Annotated in this window: 14 protein-coding genes; 5 read left to right on the top strand and 9 right to left on the bottom strand. The window is 65.6% G+C overall.

Translation table 11 applies throughout. From position 1 onward, the window contains the following. From RM423_RS22110 to RM423_RS22120, 3 genes are all read left to right on the top strand, one after another. Nucleotides 1-1,520 (top strand): cold shock domain-containing protein (locus tag RM423_RS22110; RefSeq protein ID WP_311425216.1); only part of this gene is annotated, 1,520 nt, incomplete at its 5' end. A gap of 409 nt (nt 1,521-1,929) precedes the next feature. Continuing rightward, a complete protein-coding gene (locus RM423_RS22115) occupies nt 1,930-2,598 on the top strand; it encodes a helix-turn-helix domain-containing protein (protein WP_311425217.1) in 669 nt (222 codons plus the stop codon). Continuing rightward, on the top strand, nt 2,552-3,175 hold the full coding sequence (locus tag RM423_RS22120; protein WP_311425218.1) for a transposase: 624 nt from the start codon (nt 2,552-2,554) through the stop codon (nt 3,173-3,175). The genes RM423_RS22115 and RM423_RS22120 overlap by 47 nt, the downstream gene beginning before the upstream one ends. A 14-nt stretch (nt 3,176-3,189) precedes the next feature. Here RM423_RS22120 and RM423_RS22125 read toward each other — a convergent pair whose 3' ends face one another. The 9 genes from RM423_RS22125 to RM423_RS22165 all read right to left on the bottom strand — a co-directional run bounded on the left by RM423_RS22125 (nt 3,190) and on the right by RM423_RS22165 (nt 12,303). Further along, nucleotides 3,190-4,338 (bottom strand): tyrosine-type recombinase/integrase, encoded by a 1,149-nt coding sequence (locus tag RM423_RS22125; RefSeq protein WP_311425219.1) that lies wholly within the window; start codon nt 4,336-4,338, stop codon nt 3,190-3,192. Nucleotides 4,339-4,396: 58 nt separating this feature from the next. Then, entirely contained in the window at nt 4,397-4,684 is a 288-nt protein-coding gene (locus tag RM423_RS22130; RefSeq protein ID WP_311425220.1) for a helix-turn-helix domain-containing protein, read from the bottom strand. Further along, complete coding sequence (mobF, locus tag RM423_RS22135; RefSeq protein WP_311425221.1) at nt 4,681-8,337, bottom strand: MobF family relaxase; 3,657 nt, start codon at nt 8,335-8,337, stop codon at nt 4,681-4,683. Before mobF ends, RM423_RS22130 begins: the two co-directional genes overlap by 4 nt. A gap of 424 nt (nt 8,338-8,761) precedes the next feature. Further along, nucleotides 8,762-9,235 (bottom strand): hypothetical protein, encoded by a 474-nt coding sequence (locus RM423_RS22140; protein ID WP_311425222.1) that lies wholly within the window; start codon nt 9,233-9,235, stop codon nt 8,762-8,764. Nucleotides 9,236-9,595: 360 nt separating this feature from the next. Next, nucleotides 9,596-9,976, bottom strand: coding sequence for a DUF5615 family PIN-like protein (locus RM423_RS22145; protein WP_311425223.1), 381 nt, complete (start codon nt 9,974-9,976; stop codon nt 9,596-9,598). Further along, nucleotides 9,973-10,419 carry a hypothetical protein gene (locus RM423_RS22150; RefSeq protein ID WP_311425224.1) on the bottom strand — a complete coding sequence of 149 codons (447 nt, stop codon included), beginning with the start codon at nt 10,417-10,419 and terminating at the stop codon, nt 9,973-9,975. The genes RM423_RS22145 and RM423_RS22150 overlap by 4 nt, the downstream gene beginning before the upstream one ends. Before the next feature lie 23 nt (nt 10,420-10,442). Further along, complete coding sequence (locus RM423_RS22155) at nt 10,443-10,979, bottom strand: Fic family protein (RefSeq protein ID WP_311425225.1); 537 nt, start codon at nt 10,977-10,979, stop codon at nt 10,443-10,445. Further along, on the bottom strand, nt 10,976-11,479 hold the full coding sequence (locus RM423_RS22160) for a Fic family protein (protein ID WP_311425226.1): 504 nt from the start codon (nt 11,477-11,479) through the stop codon (nt 10,976-10,978). The genes RM423_RS22155 and RM423_RS22160 overlap by 4 nt, the downstream gene beginning before the upstream one ends. 59 nt (nt 11,480-11,538) lie before the next feature. After that, a complete protein-coding gene (locus tag RM423_RS22165) occupies nt 11,539-12,303 on the bottom strand; it encodes a nuclease-related domain-containing protein (protein WP_311425227.1) in 765 nt (254 codons plus the stop codon). A 410-nt stretch (nt 12,304-12,713) separates the two neighbouring features. Here RM423_RS22165 and RM423_RS22170 point away from each other — a divergent pair, with 410 nt between their 5' ends. Together RM423_RS22170 and RM423_RS22175 are read left to right on the top strand one after the other, a co-directional pair. Further along, the gene (locus RM423_RS22170; RefSeq protein WP_449555814.1) at nt 12,714-15,506 is read left to right on the top strand and encodes a type I restriction endonuclease subunit R; all 2,793 of its coding nucleotides are present in this window, start codon (nt 12,714-12,716) and stop codon (nt 15,504-15,506) included. Then, nucleotides 15,503-15,694, top strand: a complete 192-nt coding sequence (locus RM423_RS22175) for a hypothetical protein (RefSeq protein WP_311425229.1) — start codon at nt 15,503-15,505, stop codon at nt 15,692-15,694. The genes RM423_RS22170 and RM423_RS22175 overlap by 4 nt, the downstream gene beginning before the upstream one ends. Nucleotides 15,695-15,803: the final 109 nt, after the last annotated feature.

Below are 15,803 nucleotides of genomic sequence, written 5' to 3' on the forward strand. Positions count from 1 at the left end.
GCGACGGCGTCCGCGTCCAACGGGTCAACTCGGCGCGGTCCTCAGCGGGCATCTGCACGGCAACAGTCAACGACATACACCATGCTACCGCGAGGTACAGCTACTTCATTCACGCAACACTAGCTGCCCTCTCCGTCGTGCAACGACCACTAACGGCAGACGAACTCGTAGTGCTCTTGGATACCCGAATCGACAATGTCAATTTGGGAATGCAAGAGCTCATGCGCGGTTCGCTCATTCGTCGCGATGCGACTTTATCTGCAGGCGATCTAGCGCAGCACATTCGGCTTACGGAGACCGCGAGCGAGTTTCTAGCTAAAAAGATCAAGCACGATCCTGCCCTCGTGCGCCGCATTTCCAAAAGAGACCAAGACTTTCGACAAATCGAAGAACGTCGAGCGGCCGAGGCTGAGGCTCGGTCTCTTGCGCCGGTCGTCATCCACGCAAGAGGCCCGCAAGACACTGCGACAGCGCAGCTACTACGACAAGCCATGCTCTACTCGGCGGAAGGGAATCATGACTCAGCTTTCGAACTAGTAGAGCGCGCCCGCAATCTCAACCCGGACTTCTTCGAGGTCGACAGGGTGGACGCGTTCATACGGTCTTCGCGTGGTGAACTTGCCCCAGCAACCTCTCTTTACACGACGGCCCACGGAAAGGCCCACAATGAGGAGAAAGCCGTTGTGGCGCACTTCTTCGCGGGACATTTAGCACGACGGGTGAGGGATGTGACCTCGGCAATCGGGTACGCGAGAGAGGCACACAATATTCTTAGCGGTCCTGAGACGGCATTGGGATTGGGCAATTATCTTGTTTGGTCTCGTCAGTTCGGTGAGGGGATTACGCTTATCGAATCCGCTACACAGAATTCTCAAGGTAAGGTCAGACTGATCGCGCTAAGCAGTCTAGCCGAAGCTTATCGGAGATGGGCAGAGCATGCCGGCGAGCAAGAGCACAATCCGGTTGTCCAATTCGACCGGGCGCGCCAGGGTCTGAAAATTTCATTAGCCGCGATCGAGGCGGGAATCGCCGACACTCGTCTCAGAGAAACAGCGTGTGAGTGTGCCTTACTCGGGATCTACGCAACCCTGGACGGTGCACGGGCTAGCTTGCCCATCGCGGGGCTTGGTGAGTGGTTCGACTCCTTGGCTGAATCTGTCGTACGGCTTTATGGCACGTCGCACTGGGCTGCACTTTCTACTGCAAGTCGGCGTGCGGGGTCGGCTTCCGGGGCGTTAGCCGGCGCCAAGCGGCTGGCCGATCGCGTAAATCAACTTGATCCGATTGGCGAAGGCGGGCCGGTACGAGCTTCAAACACACTTGTTGGCGAAATCACCGTGCTCAAACCCAACTTTGGGTTCATCCGACACCCTGCTCATCCGAAGAACTTGTTCTTTCACCAGGACGACGTCGCGCCGGAGATATCATTTCGCGAACTTCGTGAAGGTGATCTTGTTCAGTTTGTGATCCGGGAATCGGATCGTGGCGCTCGAGCTACGGCGGTTTGGCGGGTCCGCTAGCTACATCGCTCGGTCCAGACGACATCCGTCGCGGGAAAATCAAAGGAGTTGAGCGTCTCGACGGCATCGTTGCCGCCACCTCATTCCGCGCGACCGTTCCCGGGCCGGCGCATCTCACAACATTCGATATCGATTCATCTGCTTGCGGTCGCGGCGATACGCGGTCGCACAGATCGACGGATAGGGATGCGGTTAACCGGCTCATCGTCTTTGAGCGTGGTTGATCTTGTTGGTGTTGATCTTGGGTGTTTAGTCCGGCGCGTCGTAGCGGTGAGTTGAGGGTCGGGGTCTCCACGATCGAGAGCGACCAAGCAGCTCGACGAATGAAGACCCCGACATGGACCACGATAAATGTGGTTCGGGTGCGCGCTGGTGTGCCCGGGCCGATGCAATGTTCAACTCTGACGGTATGCACGTGCTCGACGTGCGCAGCGGCCACCTCAAGCTGATGATCACCGTCGAGACCGACGCCGACGTCACGGGCTGCCCGGCGTGCGGGCGACCGGGCACAAACCGGCGTCGCGTGGTCGCGGCTGACGCGCCGCGCTTCGGGGAGTCGGTGCTGATCATCTGGCTCAAGCGAATCTGGCGGTGCGCCGAGCCAGGCTGCCCGCGGCAGTCGTGGTCTGAGACGCATGAGCTGATCGCGCCGCGGGCAGCGCTCACCAGCCGGGCGATCGGCTGGGCGGTCGACGCGCTCTCCCACGACGACACGACGGTCTCGGCGTTAGCTCGGCATCTGTGCGTCGGGTGGCACACGTTGTGGCGAGCGGCCCGCGCCGAGGCCGCCCAGCGGATCAGCCGGCCCGGTCGACTCGAGGGCGTGAAGACTCTCGGCGTGGATGAGCATATTTGGCGCCCTGGCCGGTTCCGCACCGGCGAGCGGGCCGTCACCTCGATGGTCGATCTGACCCGCGACGCCGATGGGCGCCTGCATGCGCGGCTGCTCGACGTGCGCCCGGGCCGCTCCGGAACGGTCTATGCCGGCTGGCTCGGGGAGCAGACCGCCGAGTTCGTCGGCGCCATCGAGCATGCCGCGCTGGATCCGTTCCCCGGGCTACGCCAACGCGATCCGTGACGAGCTCCCGGACGCCGTCGCGGTGCTTGATGCCTTTCATGTCGTGAAGCTGGGCACGCAGGTCGTCGACGAGGTCCGCCGCCGAGTCCAGCAAGACACCGTCGGGCACCGCGGCCTGAAAGACGATCCGCTCTACAAGATTCGCGGGCTGCTGCGCCACGGCCAGGAGAACCTGAGCGAGCGGCAGATCGCTAAGCTCAACGCCTGCCTGCAGCTCGGCGACCCGAACTGGGACGTGACCCTCGCCTGGCAGGCCTATCAACAGCTGCGCTCGGCCTACTCGACCAAAGGGGCCGCCGGGCGTCGAATCGCTGAGACGGTCATCGCCTCGTTCCCGTCCTGCCCGATCCCCGAAGTCGCCCGCCTCGGTCGGACCCTGCGAGCCTGGCGCCAACAAGTGCTGGCCTACTTCGACACCAGTGCCGTGTCCAACGGCGGGACCGAGGCAATCAACCTGCTCATCGAGAAGACCCGCCGCCTGGCCCACGGCTTCCGCAACTTCGACAACTACCGCCTCAGAATCCTGCTCGTCGCCAACGGAACACGCCCCTACCGCAACCGACCCACCCACGCTTAGAAACGAAGAGCCGGTTAACCCCACAACGTGGTGCCCATCCGATCTGCCGCCTCCTGCGCCAAGGCAGGCATGACGTGGCTGTAGATGTCGGTGGTCGTGCGCATCTGGCTGTGTCCGAGCAGCTCCATGACCACCCGCGGGTGCACGCCCGCCGTGAGCAGCAGAGTGGCAGCGGTGTGCCGGCCGTCGTGGAGCCGGATGTGGCGGACATCAGCATCGGCGAGCAGCCGGTTCCAGGCCTCGTAGTCGGAGTGTTTGTCGAGCGGTCGGCCGTTGGGCTGGGCGAAGACGAGGTCAAAGTCTTGCCAATCGGTGCCTGCGACCATTCGCTCGAGGTGTTGCGTCTCGCGGTGCTTTCGCAGCGCGACGGTCAACGGGCCAGGCAACGCCACGGTGCGTCGACTTCGAGGCGTTTTGGGCTCCTCGAACATGAGTCCCTTGCCATCCACGCGGTGAAGCCCCCGCCGAACCGACAGCTTGCTGACGTCCAAGTCGATGTCCCGCCACTGCAGGCCGAGCGCCTCTGATTGCCGAAGTCCGAGCGCCAGCGCGACCGTCCATCGAGCGGCATTTCGCCGGCCCTCAGCTGCCGCCAAGACCTTGCGGCACTCATCGACGTCGAGTGGCATCGGCGTCTCGGCGCGACGCTGCTTCGGGGGATCGACCAGTGTCGCCACGTTGCGGGCGACTCGCTCGCGCTGCATGGCGATCTTCAGCGCTCTGTGAAGTACTCGGTGGACCCGCAGAACCGTTGCCGACGAGCGACCACTCGCGAGTAGTTCGGCGTACATCTGCTCTAGGTGCTCGGGTATCAGCTGATCAAGCCGGCGTTGACCGATACGCGGCAGAATGTGCAACCGGATCATGCTGCGATAGCTCTCCAGCGTCCGCGGCCTGACGCGCGCGGGGGCGATTGTGTCGACCCAATAGGTGAACCACTCCTCGACCTTCATCGCCTTGCCGGCGGCGTGTGCGGAGCCGGCGTCGCGTTTGGTCTCGAGTGCGCGAACCTTTGCCACGACCTCGGCCCGGGTGCGGGCGGAGACGTGGCGGCGGTCGCGCTTGCCGTCACCCTTGGTGCCCATCGATACGTAGCCGTGCCAGCGCCCGTCAGGTCGTTTGATGATGGTGGAGCGACCCTGGGCGCCGCGGCGTTCGGTCATTCCTCGTCCTCTCGTCGTAGCCGATCCTGCACTTGGGGCGCAGACACATCGCGACGCCCTACGCCGCGTCGAGCGGCGGGTCTCCCAGAGCGGGCTCGATGGCCCTGCGAAGGCGATCGGGCTCATCAGCCGCGTCGATCCGGGCGACGTAGCGTTCGAGTTCGCCTCGTGAGATGCGGCAGCTGCGGCCGATGTGGACCGGCTTCAGCTCACCGGCGCGCATCAGCAGGTAGATCGTTGTGCGGCCGATGCTGAGTACGTGCGCGGCCTCGTCGGTGGTGAACAGCAGCTGGTCGGGTGAGAGCTCGAAGCCGACGCTCGGGTGGGTGATCGGGTGACTGGTCATCGTCTGGGTCCTCTCGATGAAGTCGGCTGCGCCGGCACGTACTCGGCCGGCTGGATATGTCGAAGCGTTCTGGTGTCCTTGTGGGCACCGGGTGGCGTGGGTGGCCACCGAAGGGATTCGGGACAGTCACGGGCCAGCCGGTAGGTCAGCAACCGAACGGCATGCTCGGCTGGTAATGGCCCGTCGTAGAGCAGCTTCGGCAGTCGGGTCTCGACGTCGTAACCGACCCGGGCCGCGTCGTCGATCGCGCGGGCCAGCCGCGGCCACTGCGGGTCGTGGCAGAGTCGAAGATCGAGGGCCTCGGCGACTCCTCGCCAGCGGTCCTCGGGCAGCAGCTCCGCAGAAACCACCGCGCCGACCCGGGCAGCCAGATCCCGGCGGTAGGCCGGTGCCTCGCAGTCGGCCGGACCGTACGGAGTCGGGTCAGACGAGCACCCGCTCGCCGCCCGCCAGATGGCAACCTCCGCAGCTAGTTCGGGGGCTGCCTGGCGCAGAGCTGACGACCAGGTCTGGGTCGGCAGGTCGTGTCCGTCGACCCGGGCGGCCAACTCCGTGACCAGTGAGCTGCGGGCGGCGAGGTAGTCGACCCAGACGTCGTCGTCAACGATCGGCCCTGCTTCGAGCCAAGGCAATGGGCCGGGTCCGGATGCCGGTGTGCCTGGGGCCGTTCTCACCGCTTCGCGGTATCGCTCGACGGCTTGGTGCAGTTGGCGTCCGACGTCGGCGTCGAGGCCGTGCTGAGTCGTCGCAGAGCGGTGACTCGACTCGCGAGCCAGGATGCGGTCGAGGATCTCAATGCTGGTCGGGGGGTGGACAGCATCGGGAGCGGTGGCGTCGTGCGGGTCGGACGTGCTCATGTCGAGGTAAAGGTGATTGCCTCGTCGGCCTCGGGTCATCGCGACGTAGAGATCCTCCCGCGATTCGCGCCCGGTCAGGACGGTGTGGCAGGTGTCGGCGGTGCTGCCCTGGGCAAGGTGGATGGTGGTGGCGTAGCCGAGTTCGACGGACTCGCGGACGTAGGCGGCCGGCAGCTGGACCGTGCGACGGGTAGCTAGATGCGTCACCTGCAGAGAGCCATCCGTGCCGACGTTATCCACCTGCCATCGGTCGCCGTTCTTGACCCAGTCGGTGGCGGTGATCGGCAGGCGGCGGTTGTTCTTGCGCGTAACGATCAGGTCACCGACGCTTGCGTTCGTGCCGTCGTGCAAACGCATTTTGGCAGTTGCGTGATGGCCAGCGAGGCGGTCGGCTCTGACCCGCTCGTTGAGCTCGCGGACGACCTGCCGGCTGGCGGCCAGAAGCAGCGGCTTGCCACCGTCGGACCCCGCCGACTTCCAAGCTTCGACCGCATCGTTGACGACGGACCCGTGGTCGCCGGCGTGCACCCGGTCGTGGTCGAGGTAGTAGCCGAGCGCGACCGGCTCGCCGCGACGCAGCGCCAGGGAGGCCAAGCCCTCGGTCGGATCGTTGAAGCGGACCGGTGCCTCGAGGGTCGCCGCGCCCACGGTGCGCGCGATGTCACGCAGCACGCCGCCGCTCTTGATCGAGGCGAGCTGACGATCGTCACCGACTAGCCGGACGCTGGCTCCAACCGACAACGCGTGCGCGACGACCAGGTCCAGGTCGAGCGTGCTGGACTGGGCGGCCTCGTCAACGATCACCAATGTTCGTTGGTTGATCGCGGCAAGGCCGGGGAACAGAACACCGCGGTCCAGGCCGTCGAGGAGCTTGGCGACTGTGTCGGTCATGCCGCCGAGCGCGGCACGAAGTTGTGCTGCCGCGGCGGCCGAGGGTGCCAACCCGACTACCGTCCCACCCTCCTCTCGCCAAGCCTGAGCCAGGAGGCCGAGCGCTGTTGTTTTCCCCGTCCCGGCGGCCGCAAGTGCCAACTGAACTCGACGCCCCGAGGTGGCGAAGTCGCGAATCAGCTCTGCCTGCGTCCCATTCACGGGACGGTCCTGAAGTTGCGCCTCCAGCAGGGAGAGTTTCACGACCTGTTCGCTGATCCGCCGGCCATCGACTCGCCGTGCCGCGTCCAGCAAGCGAGCCTCGGCGTCGAGCACCCGCGACGATGTGTAGAGCTTCGCGCCCGCCACCGAGAACACGCTGTTGCCGTCGCGGCGTCGGAGCTCAGCCGGTTCGCACAGGCCATCCTCACGCTGGCCGAGGGCAATCGAGACACGGTCGGAAAGCGCAAAGCTCACCGCGGCCTCCACCCGCTCGTTCAGCTCGGTGAGCGGGACTCGATCGGCCCGGGCGATCCGCTCCACCTCCGCGCGCACGTGGTGGCTCTGCCACGTCGCGTAGCGCGTTGAAACCTCGTCGACGGCTTGCTGGGCGGCGAGAGCTTCCCAGCCGGTCGGGGGCGCTGCGGAGCGCGGAGCCGTGGCCACTTCAGTGAGCATCGCGCGCACCGCGTCGTCCGAGCCGAGCACCGCGACAGCTTCGCTCCGCCAGGTCGCGCGCTGCTGATCTAGCGATCGTGGGCCGTGCTTGTCCGGGCGGGTGTCGAGATTCGCGCGGTCGAACAGTTCGTGGTCCTCACCGGCATCTGGCCACCGACCTCGCTGCTCGGTAAACGTCTTCGCCAGTTCCTGATGCTGGGCCTCGATCTGGCGCCGCCGGGTTGACCAGTGCTGCAGCAGACCGGCATCCATGCCGACTATCTCGCGGACCGGGCGCTTGTCTCGCTGGCCGGGGCGGTCGGCGAACCGCACGCCGAGCCGATCGACGAGGTGGGCCTCGAGCCGGGTGTTGTACCGCTCGGACGCGGAGACGGACGCCTTGTAAAGCACCCGACCGTCCAGCGCCCGCCAGCGACCGTCGCTGATCTGGACCTTATTAGAGATCGCGACGTGCGTGTGCAGGTCAGGGTCGGCAGCGCGAGAGTCCCGATGGACGAAGGCGACGGCGAGCAAACCGTTGACGTCGACCTGGCGTGCGCCGTTGTGACCGAGGCGGGTGTAGACCGCGGTGTCCTCGAGCCAGCTGATGACGTCCTGGACCGCCGCGGTGTGCGCCGCCTCGATCTGCGCGGCGAGCTGAGGGTCAGCCAGGGCCCACAGCGCGGAGACGCTCTTCACCGGTGAGAAGCAAAGGTCGAAGCCGGCGACGGACGGGTTGCCCTGCCTGGTCTCTGTGGTCAGGTAGTCGGCGAGCTCACGTGAATCGCGGGGTGGCCGGGTGTGTTCGCGTTCGAACAGCTCGCGTCCGAGGTCGGTGCGCAGTTGAGCCCGTACAGAGGCCTCGATCCGGGCCAGGGCCGGCTGACCGTTGGTCACGTTGTGGTTGGCGATGCGTGTTGCGAGGGCACGCCGGAAGACCGTGTGACCGGCGACGACCTTGAATGGTTGGCCCAGTCCGGTCTCGGTGATGGTGCCGGTCACGACCGCATGCTGTTCCGTGATGTCTGCGTTCGGGTGCCGGCCGTGTCCGAACAGCGCCACCATCTGCTCCTCGTAGACGCGATCACCGACTGCCGGCGCGTGTTCTAGTCCGGCGAGCCCACGGCCGAGCCACCTGCCAGGCGACTCGCCGCGCTCGCTGTAGTACTCGGCCAGGTTGGCGTAGCCGACTGCCGGCGCATCATTGGCCGCGACCTGCTTGATCAGATACGTGTAGCCGTTGCCGGCGCTCAGCTTGTGCAGCGTCATCACGACGAGCCGCCGGGCGAGAATTCGGTCACGTATTGCCTCCTAAGTGTGAGAGGTGCTCTCACTAGGACAGGCGAAATTTTCGGGTCGTTAGTGCCACTTTCGCGGGACTAATTTGTTGGCGGTGGCCCACGATCGCGAGGTGCGACGTGCAGGTGGGGTGTTCATCGTCGCGTCACCCCGGGCTCTGACGGGTGGTCCACGACGTGTTAACCCCAGCAGATATCGAGGTAAACGCCACTCGCACCGGAGACAAGCGCGGTCTCCGCGAACGTCTGCGGCTCGTCCTTCAATGTCGGGTTAACCCGGTCCGAAATCCATTAGGTCAGTTCACTCGACTGAACCGCTTCGCCCCAGTGGCGTGCACGGAAGCAGGACGACGTCGGTCAGTCCGGAGCGGCGGCCGGACCCCTGGCCTGATCAGTCACCGAGTGTTGCCGAGGTCGGGGGAGCGGTGGGGATAACTGACCTCATCGACCAGGTGCTCAAGACGCCGGGCCAGGCGCAAGGCCTCGCCCAGTGCCAGGCTGAACCGCAGCTCGCCGGGTTCGCTACCACCGTCGGAGTAGCACTCAAACACGACCCGAGGGCTAGCCGGGACGTCGGTTACTTCCGCCGGGAGGCGGCCGAACCGGAAAGGCGCCGCGACGTAGACCTCCACCTCGAGCGGCGGCCCGGTGAGGCCAGTGCGGACGCCGGCGAAGGAGCCGGCTATCGACCGGCACTCGTCCCATGGCGTGTGCCCTTCCGCGTCGGGATAACCGTCTTCGGGATCGGGGTGGCCAGGTCGGTTGGCACACCACCAGGCGCCGTGGTCGAACAACCGGCTGAGGTCAGTGACCTCGGGCCAAGGGCCGCGCGGGCTCGGCCAGTTTCGGGGTTGGGTAGTTTCAGCCATGGGTCGCTCTCCTGTTGATGCAGGGGTTCGATCAAGGCCCGGTCGGGTGTTCGTAGCACCCGGCTGGGCCGCCTCGATGGACGGTGGACCACCGCTCAGATCACGGCGAACTTCCACCGTAAGCCGGGTGGTGCTGGGTGAGTTGTGAGCGGGTGAATCTGTGGACAACGGTGCCGTTATCCACAGCTGCGCTATCCGTCGAAGAAGGTCGCCAGGAGCGCGGGTTAATCCGGCCGGGCGGTCGGATTTACGGCCCCTCACAGGTCGAGCCCAGCGCTTCACCTGTCATGGAGCGCCGACGGGAGGTGTCAGGTCGTCAACTGAAGTCGCCGGCCGCGGGTCGGGTGTGGCGCGGGTTCGCTAGGGCCGACGGCGCCGGAGGTAGGTCTCCGCGCCGTCCACGGGGAGCTGGCCCGTGACGATCATGTCCTCGAGTGCTGTGACGATGGCGCCGACGAATGAGCGGTCGCTCGGGAACACCCGGTTGACGATGTAGATCAGCCCGGCATGGCTGCGACCGGAGCTGCTCCAGGACGCATGGATCGCGGCAAAGTCGCGAACGTTGGCCGTTACCAGCAGCCGACCGCCGGACGTGGCGTGTGCGAGCAGCTCCTCGTCCGGGGTGCCCAGCAAGGCCGAGTCCTCGACGACCGCGGTCACGTCATGTCCCTTGCCTCGCAGCTGCACGGCGATGTCGCCGCTGAGCATTTCGTCAAGCAGCAGCTTTGGCTCGGTAGTCACCGCGCGAGCAAGTCCTGGCGGCGTTCCCAGGCCAGCAACGACTGCTCCTCGAAGGACTCCACCTCATCGATCCAGACGTCGATCTCGTCCGGGTAGGCGGCCCAGTAGCGGATAGCAGTGTCGATCAGGCGTGCGGGCACACCAGCGTTGGTCGACACCAAAGACACGACCATGCCGGCGTCGAGATCCGGCTCTGACGCCCGCGCCGACTTGACGCTGCGGATGACCTCACGGACATCGGGGCCGCCGACCAGGACCGCGCGCCGATCGGCAGGGCCGTCGCGGAAGATGACGCCCGGGTGGTCCTCCATACGCAGCGCTTCATCGACGAACCGGTTGGCCGCCGACGAGCCGGACCAGCCGGGATGACGCGCGACATACGATGTCAGGCGCTCGCTCACCCGCTCGTCGAACCTGATCGACCGAGGCAATCCACTACCCATGACTACAGTGTAGTCACGGTGAGCTAGTCGCGCTTGAACTTGAGGTTGCGGTACTCATCGACCCAGTTCTTGGAGCTCAGCCAGGCGCCATTCGGGGACTTCTGGGCTTTGAGCCGTCCCCGGTTCGCCGCATTCCGTAGCGCGATCACGGAGAATCCGTTCTGCTTGTTCGCCAGGCTGGCCAGTGGGACGAGTCTGGCTGGGCCGGCGACGGCCGGCACGACGAACTTGTAGAGGTTGTCGGTCACCGCCCGAGCGATGAGTTCACCCATGGGTCCGAAGTCGCCGGCATCGGCCTTGCGCATCGCGTCGAGGTAGCGCGATCGTTCGTTCTTGAAGACGATCGCAGGCGGGTAGCCCATCCGCACGAGGATCAGGTTCAGCAGCAGCCGCCCGGTGCGGCCGTTGCCATCAAGGAACGGGTGGATGCGCTCGAAGGCGTTGTGGACCTGAGCGAGCCGTTCGGGCAGCGGCGTGCCACTGGGGCTGAGCAGCTGGTTGACGTCGTGGACCCAGTCGGCGATCAGAGGATCGATCTCGGTGAATGGCGGCGGTGTCATCCCGTCGGGGAACTGCGCGATCTCGTGGCGGCGCCAGTTGCTGGGAGACTCTTCAGGGGTCGCGTGCGGGTGCGGTGAGACGTCCCACACCGGGTCATCGCTTGAAAGTGCACGGAGCGGACTTCCTGCAGCGTCAGCAGACCATCAGCTGACCAGCCGCCCGGCTCGAGGGCCTGTCCGTAGACCCATTTGGCGGCGGCCCCGTAGCCGAGAACCTCCAGGTACTCCCTGAGTTCCTTGTCGCCGACGGCCCGGCCTTCGTCGAGAAGTTTCTGCACTTCCGAGAGGATGAGCGTGTTCCCCTCCAGGGCGGTCGAGTGGTGGGCTTCTTGATGCCACAGATCGGCCCAGATGCCGTCGGCTTCAGCGGGTGATGGCAGGCCGCCGAGTCGGTCGTTGAGGTCAGTGATCGCCTCGTCGAGTCGTTGGTAGATCGATGAGCGCGACGGTCGACCTCCTGCCACGACGATCGTCCTCTCAAAGTTGCTTTGCTTGCTCAAAACTAACTATAGCAAAGCAAGATTAGGCCAAGGACGTATCTCGCTCCGTCTTCGTCAGATTAACTAGAGCAGAGCAAAATCGCTTGAAGGCTTCGCGGGCAGCCGCGCGGCGAGGTGCCGGGCGAGCTGAGCCCTCGCCGGGGCGTCGGAGCGCCCGCGGCGGAGACGAGCTTGGCCGTCCCGCCGAGCCCGCGTACGCGCACTTCGTTGATCTCGATGGTCCCGAACAGCGGAAACTCGGCATCGATGAAGCACGGCGCCGCAGTGATCGGGACGTCCGCGAACTCCGCGCAATCGCTCAATGCCGCCCGGACGGCGGCGACCTGCCAGCCCATGGCGTCGACCAGCTTCGTCTTGTCTCGTCCGGACACCATCAGTTGGGTCCGGGCGGGGCTGAGGAAACCGCCGGATCGCCGGACCGCGATCTTCGCCTTCTGGTAGCGCTTGGCGTCGATGACGTACACACCTGCCGGACCGATCACGATGTGATCGATGTTCGCGCGGCTCTTCGGCACTCGCCGGTCGTGTAGCGCGATGATGCTGTCGCCAAGGCTCGCCAGCTTCTCGCCGAGCTTGCGCTCTCCGGTCGCGCCGGACTGCCACGCGCGCGTCGACTGGGGGTCGTCGGACAGGGCGAGAATCAAGCCTCCGAGCCGCGGATGCGCCGCGCGGATGCTGTCCTCCCGCTTGCTGTGCCGCCGGTCGAACTCCTGCTGAGCAGATCCGCCGGCAACTCCCAACTCGATCGGCGCTGACTCTGCCGGCGGCGGAGTGGCTCCATTCGGAGCGGTCGTGGCCCGCGGCGCGGCTTGCGCACAGGGCACGCACCATACGGTTCTCGTACTCCGATCCCACGCGCCTGCTCGCCCGCAGCCAGCGCCGATCCGCAGGCACAGGTGCCAGGGCGGCGGAGTGCCATGACCTTGAACGAGGTGCTTGCGGCGGGGTTGGGAACGGCGATCGACATGGTGACCTCCAATGAACGCCCTGCGACATGAGTTAATTGTTAAGTCTGACCGCCGTGAGGCTCGTCCGCAAGATCGACCCGGCTCAGTCGGAACACCTCGCCCCGGACTCGATCAGGAGCAGGCCCCATAGCCGCACGGCCTCGTTCCGAGCCTCGAGTCCAGCGCATCACGGTCTGGTCGCCGTGTCACCCACCAGCCAAGACCACAACCCTGGGATCACACCTCTTGCATCCGACCGCACCCGCTGCCGGCCCAGAAAGTAAGGTCTGTGCGTGAGTGACGATCAGCTGCACGCCGAACAGCGGGCCCGCGTGCTCATCGACGCTCAGCTCGGCGCAGCGGGTTGGCACGTTTGCGACCTGAACCAGCTGGACTTAATCAACCACCCGCACTCCGCGGTGCGCGAGGTGATCATGAAGTCGGGCTCGGGCCGGGCCGACTACGTGCTCTACATCGACCGCAAGATTGTTGGCGTGATCGAGGCCAAGCCCGAGGGCACACCGCTGTCCGGTGTCGAGTGGCAGTCAGCGATGTACGCATCCGGGCTATCGGCACGGCAACAGCTGCGGGCGGTAGCCGTCGATGGGCGGCTGCCGTTCGTGTTCGAGGCGTCCGGGACAGAGACCCACTACACCAACGGCTACGACCCGACACCTCGCGCGCGGAAATTGTTCGCGTTCCCTCAGCCCCAGACGCTCGCCCGCCTGTTACGCGAAGCCGCCGCCGAACCCGACCACCCCACCTGGCGGGGCAAGGTGAGGACGCTTCCCGCACTCGATGCCGCGCCGCTGCGGCCGGCCCAGATCACCGCGATCACGGCCGTCGAGTCGAGCCTCGCCGAGCAGCGCTTCGACCGCAGTCTCGTGCAGATGGCCACCGGTGCCGGCAAGACCTTCACCGCGGTGACCGAGGCTTACCGGCTGCTCAAGTGGGGCGGGTTCAACCGGGTGCTGTTCCTCGTCGATCGCAACAACCTTGGCGATCAGACGCTGCGCGAGTTCCGCGACTACACCAGGCCCGACGACGGCCGGAAGTTCACTGAGCTGTACAACGTCGACAAGCTCACCGGTGCCGGCATGGTCGGCTCGTCCAAGGTCGTCATCTCCACGATCCAACGGGTGCATTCGGTGCTGCGCGGCCAACCGGTGCCCGAAGGCGACGACCCCGTGCTGGACGCGGCAGTACCAAACGCTCCGGTCGAGATCGGCTACAACCCGGACCTGCCGCCCGAGGCATTCGATCTGATCGTCGTCGACGAGTGCCACCGTTCGATCTACGGCGTCTGGCGCGGCGTCCTAGAGTACTTCGACGCGCACATCGTCGGTCTGACCGCGACGCCGACCAAGCAGACCTTTGGCTTCTTCCGGCAGAACCTCGTGGCCGAGTACACCTACGCTGAGTCCGTCGCAGACAAGGTCAACGTCGACTTCGACGTGTACCGGATCAGCACACAGATCACTGGGTGGGGCTCCAGCGTCGAGGCTGGCACGATCGTGCCGGTGCGGGACAAGAAGACCCGCAAGGAACGCTACGAATCCTTGGACGAGGACCTCGACTATTCACCCGGTCAACTCGATCGAGCCGTCACGAGTGCCAGCCAGATCCGCCTGGTGCTCGAGACCTTCCGCGACCGACTGTTCACCGACATCTTCCGCGGACGCTCGACTGTGCCCAAGACGCTGATCTTCGCCAAGGACGACAACCACGCGGAGGAGATCGTGACCACCGCTCGTCAGGTGTTCGGCAAGGGCAACGACTTCGCCGCCAAGATCACCTACAACGCGAAGAACCCGCGGGACCTGCTGGCGAAGTTCCGCAACTCGCCGTCGCTGCGGATCGCGGTCACCGTCGACATGATCGCCACCGGCACCGACGTTAAGCCGCTGGAATGCGTGTTCTTCATGCGCGACGTGCGTTCGGCGACGTACTTCGAGCAGATGAAGGGACGCGGCGCCCGCACCATCTCAGAGACCGACTTCCAGGCCGTCACCCCGGACGCGCTCGCCAAGGACCGGTTCGTCATTGTGGATGCGGTCGGCGTCACTGAACACGCCTACATCGACGCGGTCCCGCTGGATCGGGAACGGTCGGCCAGCCTCAAGCAGCTGCTCGGCAAGGCAGCCGCGTTGACGATCACCGAGGATGAGACTGCCACCCTCGCTTCGCGACTGGCGCGGCTCGACCAACAACTGACGTCGTCCGAGCAGGGCGAACTCGCGACGGTCGCCAGGGCGACGTTGACGAGCATCGTGCGCGGGTTGGTTGACGCCACCGATGTCGACAAGCAGACGTCGGCCCTCGAGACGGCCCGCGAGGGCAATCCGACGATCACGATGGCGGACGTCGTCGGCCAACTGATCGAGAGCGCCGTCACGCCGCTGGCCGGCAACCCGGAGCTGCGCGAGCGCATCCTCGAGATCCGCGCCAGCCACGACCTGGTGATCGACGAGGTCAGCGTCGACGTGCTGCTCGACGCGCACGGCGTGGTCGATACGGCCCGGGCGCGACAGGTCGTCGACTCGTGGCGTTCCTACCTGGACGAACATATGGACGAGATCACCGCCCTGCAGCTGTACTACGCCGGCGACAGAACCGCGAAGATCACCTATACCGAGCTGCGCGAACTTGCCGCGCGGATCAAGCGGCCACCCTATAACTGGACCCCGGACATCATCTGGAATGCCTACGCCGCCATCGAGGTCGACTTGGCGCACCCGCGCGTGCGACGAGCTGATCGGCACACCGCCACCGACCTCGTGTCGCTGATCCGGTTCACTCTGGGTGTGGATGAGACGCTGGTGCCCTATGCCGAGACCGTGGCCGCGCGCTATGCCGGTTGGTTGGCGCAGCAGGAACAGGCTGGCGTCGTCTTCACCGCTCGACAGCGATGGTGGCTCGACCGGATAGCCGACACGATCGCCCAAGCCGCTGGGATCTCCGCCGATGATCTCGACAACGCGCCGTTCACCGAACGAGGCGGCATCGACGGTGCGCTGTCCGAACTCGGCGCAGGAGTCGCCACCGTACTCTTCCAACTCAATCAAGCACTCACAGCATGACGTCGGTCCACGAGCGCTGGGCACGAGGCGCATTGAGTCAGCTGTGCCTGCCGGTCACCAAGGCCGACCCGGTGGAGCGGGGCCGAACGACGATCAGATACATCGACATTGGCAGCGTCGACGGTGGCAGGCACAAGTTGGTCGACGTTCCCGAGATCAGCGCCGACGGCGCAGCTAGTGTTGCGTGAATGAAGTAGCTGTACCTCGCGGTAGCATGGTGTATGTCGTTGACTGTTGCCGTGCAGATGCCCGCTGAGGACCGCGCCGAGTTGACCCGTTGGACGCGGACGCCGTCGC

This window comes from Jatrophihabitans lederbergiae (assembly GCF_031845305.1).
GTDB classification, from domain to species: Bacteria; Actinomycetota; Actinomycetes; order Mycobacteriales; family Jatrophihabitantaceae; genus Jatrophihabitans_A; species Jatrophihabitans_A lederbergiae.

What these genes read in the sequence shown, in the direction of transcription:
- RM423_RS22130 (WP_311425220.1), bottom strand. Translation starts at nt 4,684, where the DNA reads ATGACCAGTCACCCGATCACCCACCCGAGCGTCGGCTTCGAGCTCTCA.
- RM423_RS22175 (WP_311425229.1), top strand. Translation starts at nt 15,503, where the DNA reads ATGACGTCGGTCCACGAGCGCTGGGCACGAGGCGCATTGAGTCAGCTG.
- RM423_RS22120 (WP_311425218.1), top strand. Translation starts at nt 2,552, where the DNA reads ATGCCGCGCTGGATCCGTTCCCCGGGCTACGCCAACGCGATCCGTGAC.
- RM423_RS22150 (WP_311425224.1), bottom strand. Translation starts at nt 10,419, where the DNA reads ATGGGTAGTGGATTGCCTCGGTCGATCAGGTTCGACGAGCGGGTGAGC.
- RM423_RS22115 (WP_311425217.1), top strand. Translation starts at nt 1,930, where the DNA reads ATGCACGTGCTCGACGTGCGCAGCGGCCACCTCAAGCTGATGATCACC.
- RM423_RS22155 (WP_311425225.1), bottom strand. Translation starts at nt 10,979, where the DNA reads ATGACACCGCCGCCATTCACCGAGATCGATCCTCTGATCGCCGACTGG.
- RM423_RS22140 (WP_311425222.1), bottom strand. Translation starts at nt 9,235, where the DNA reads ATGGCTGAAACTACCCAACCCCGAAACTGGCCGAGCCCGCGCGGCCCT.
- mobF (WP_311425221.1), bottom strand. Translation starts at nt 8,337, where the DNA reads ATGACGCTGCACAAGCTGAGCGCCGGCAACGGCTACACGTATCTGATC.
- RM423_RS22125 (WP_311425219.1), bottom strand. Translation starts at nt 4,338, where the DNA reads ATGACCGAACGCCGCGGCGCCCAGGGTCGCTCCACCATCATCAAACGA.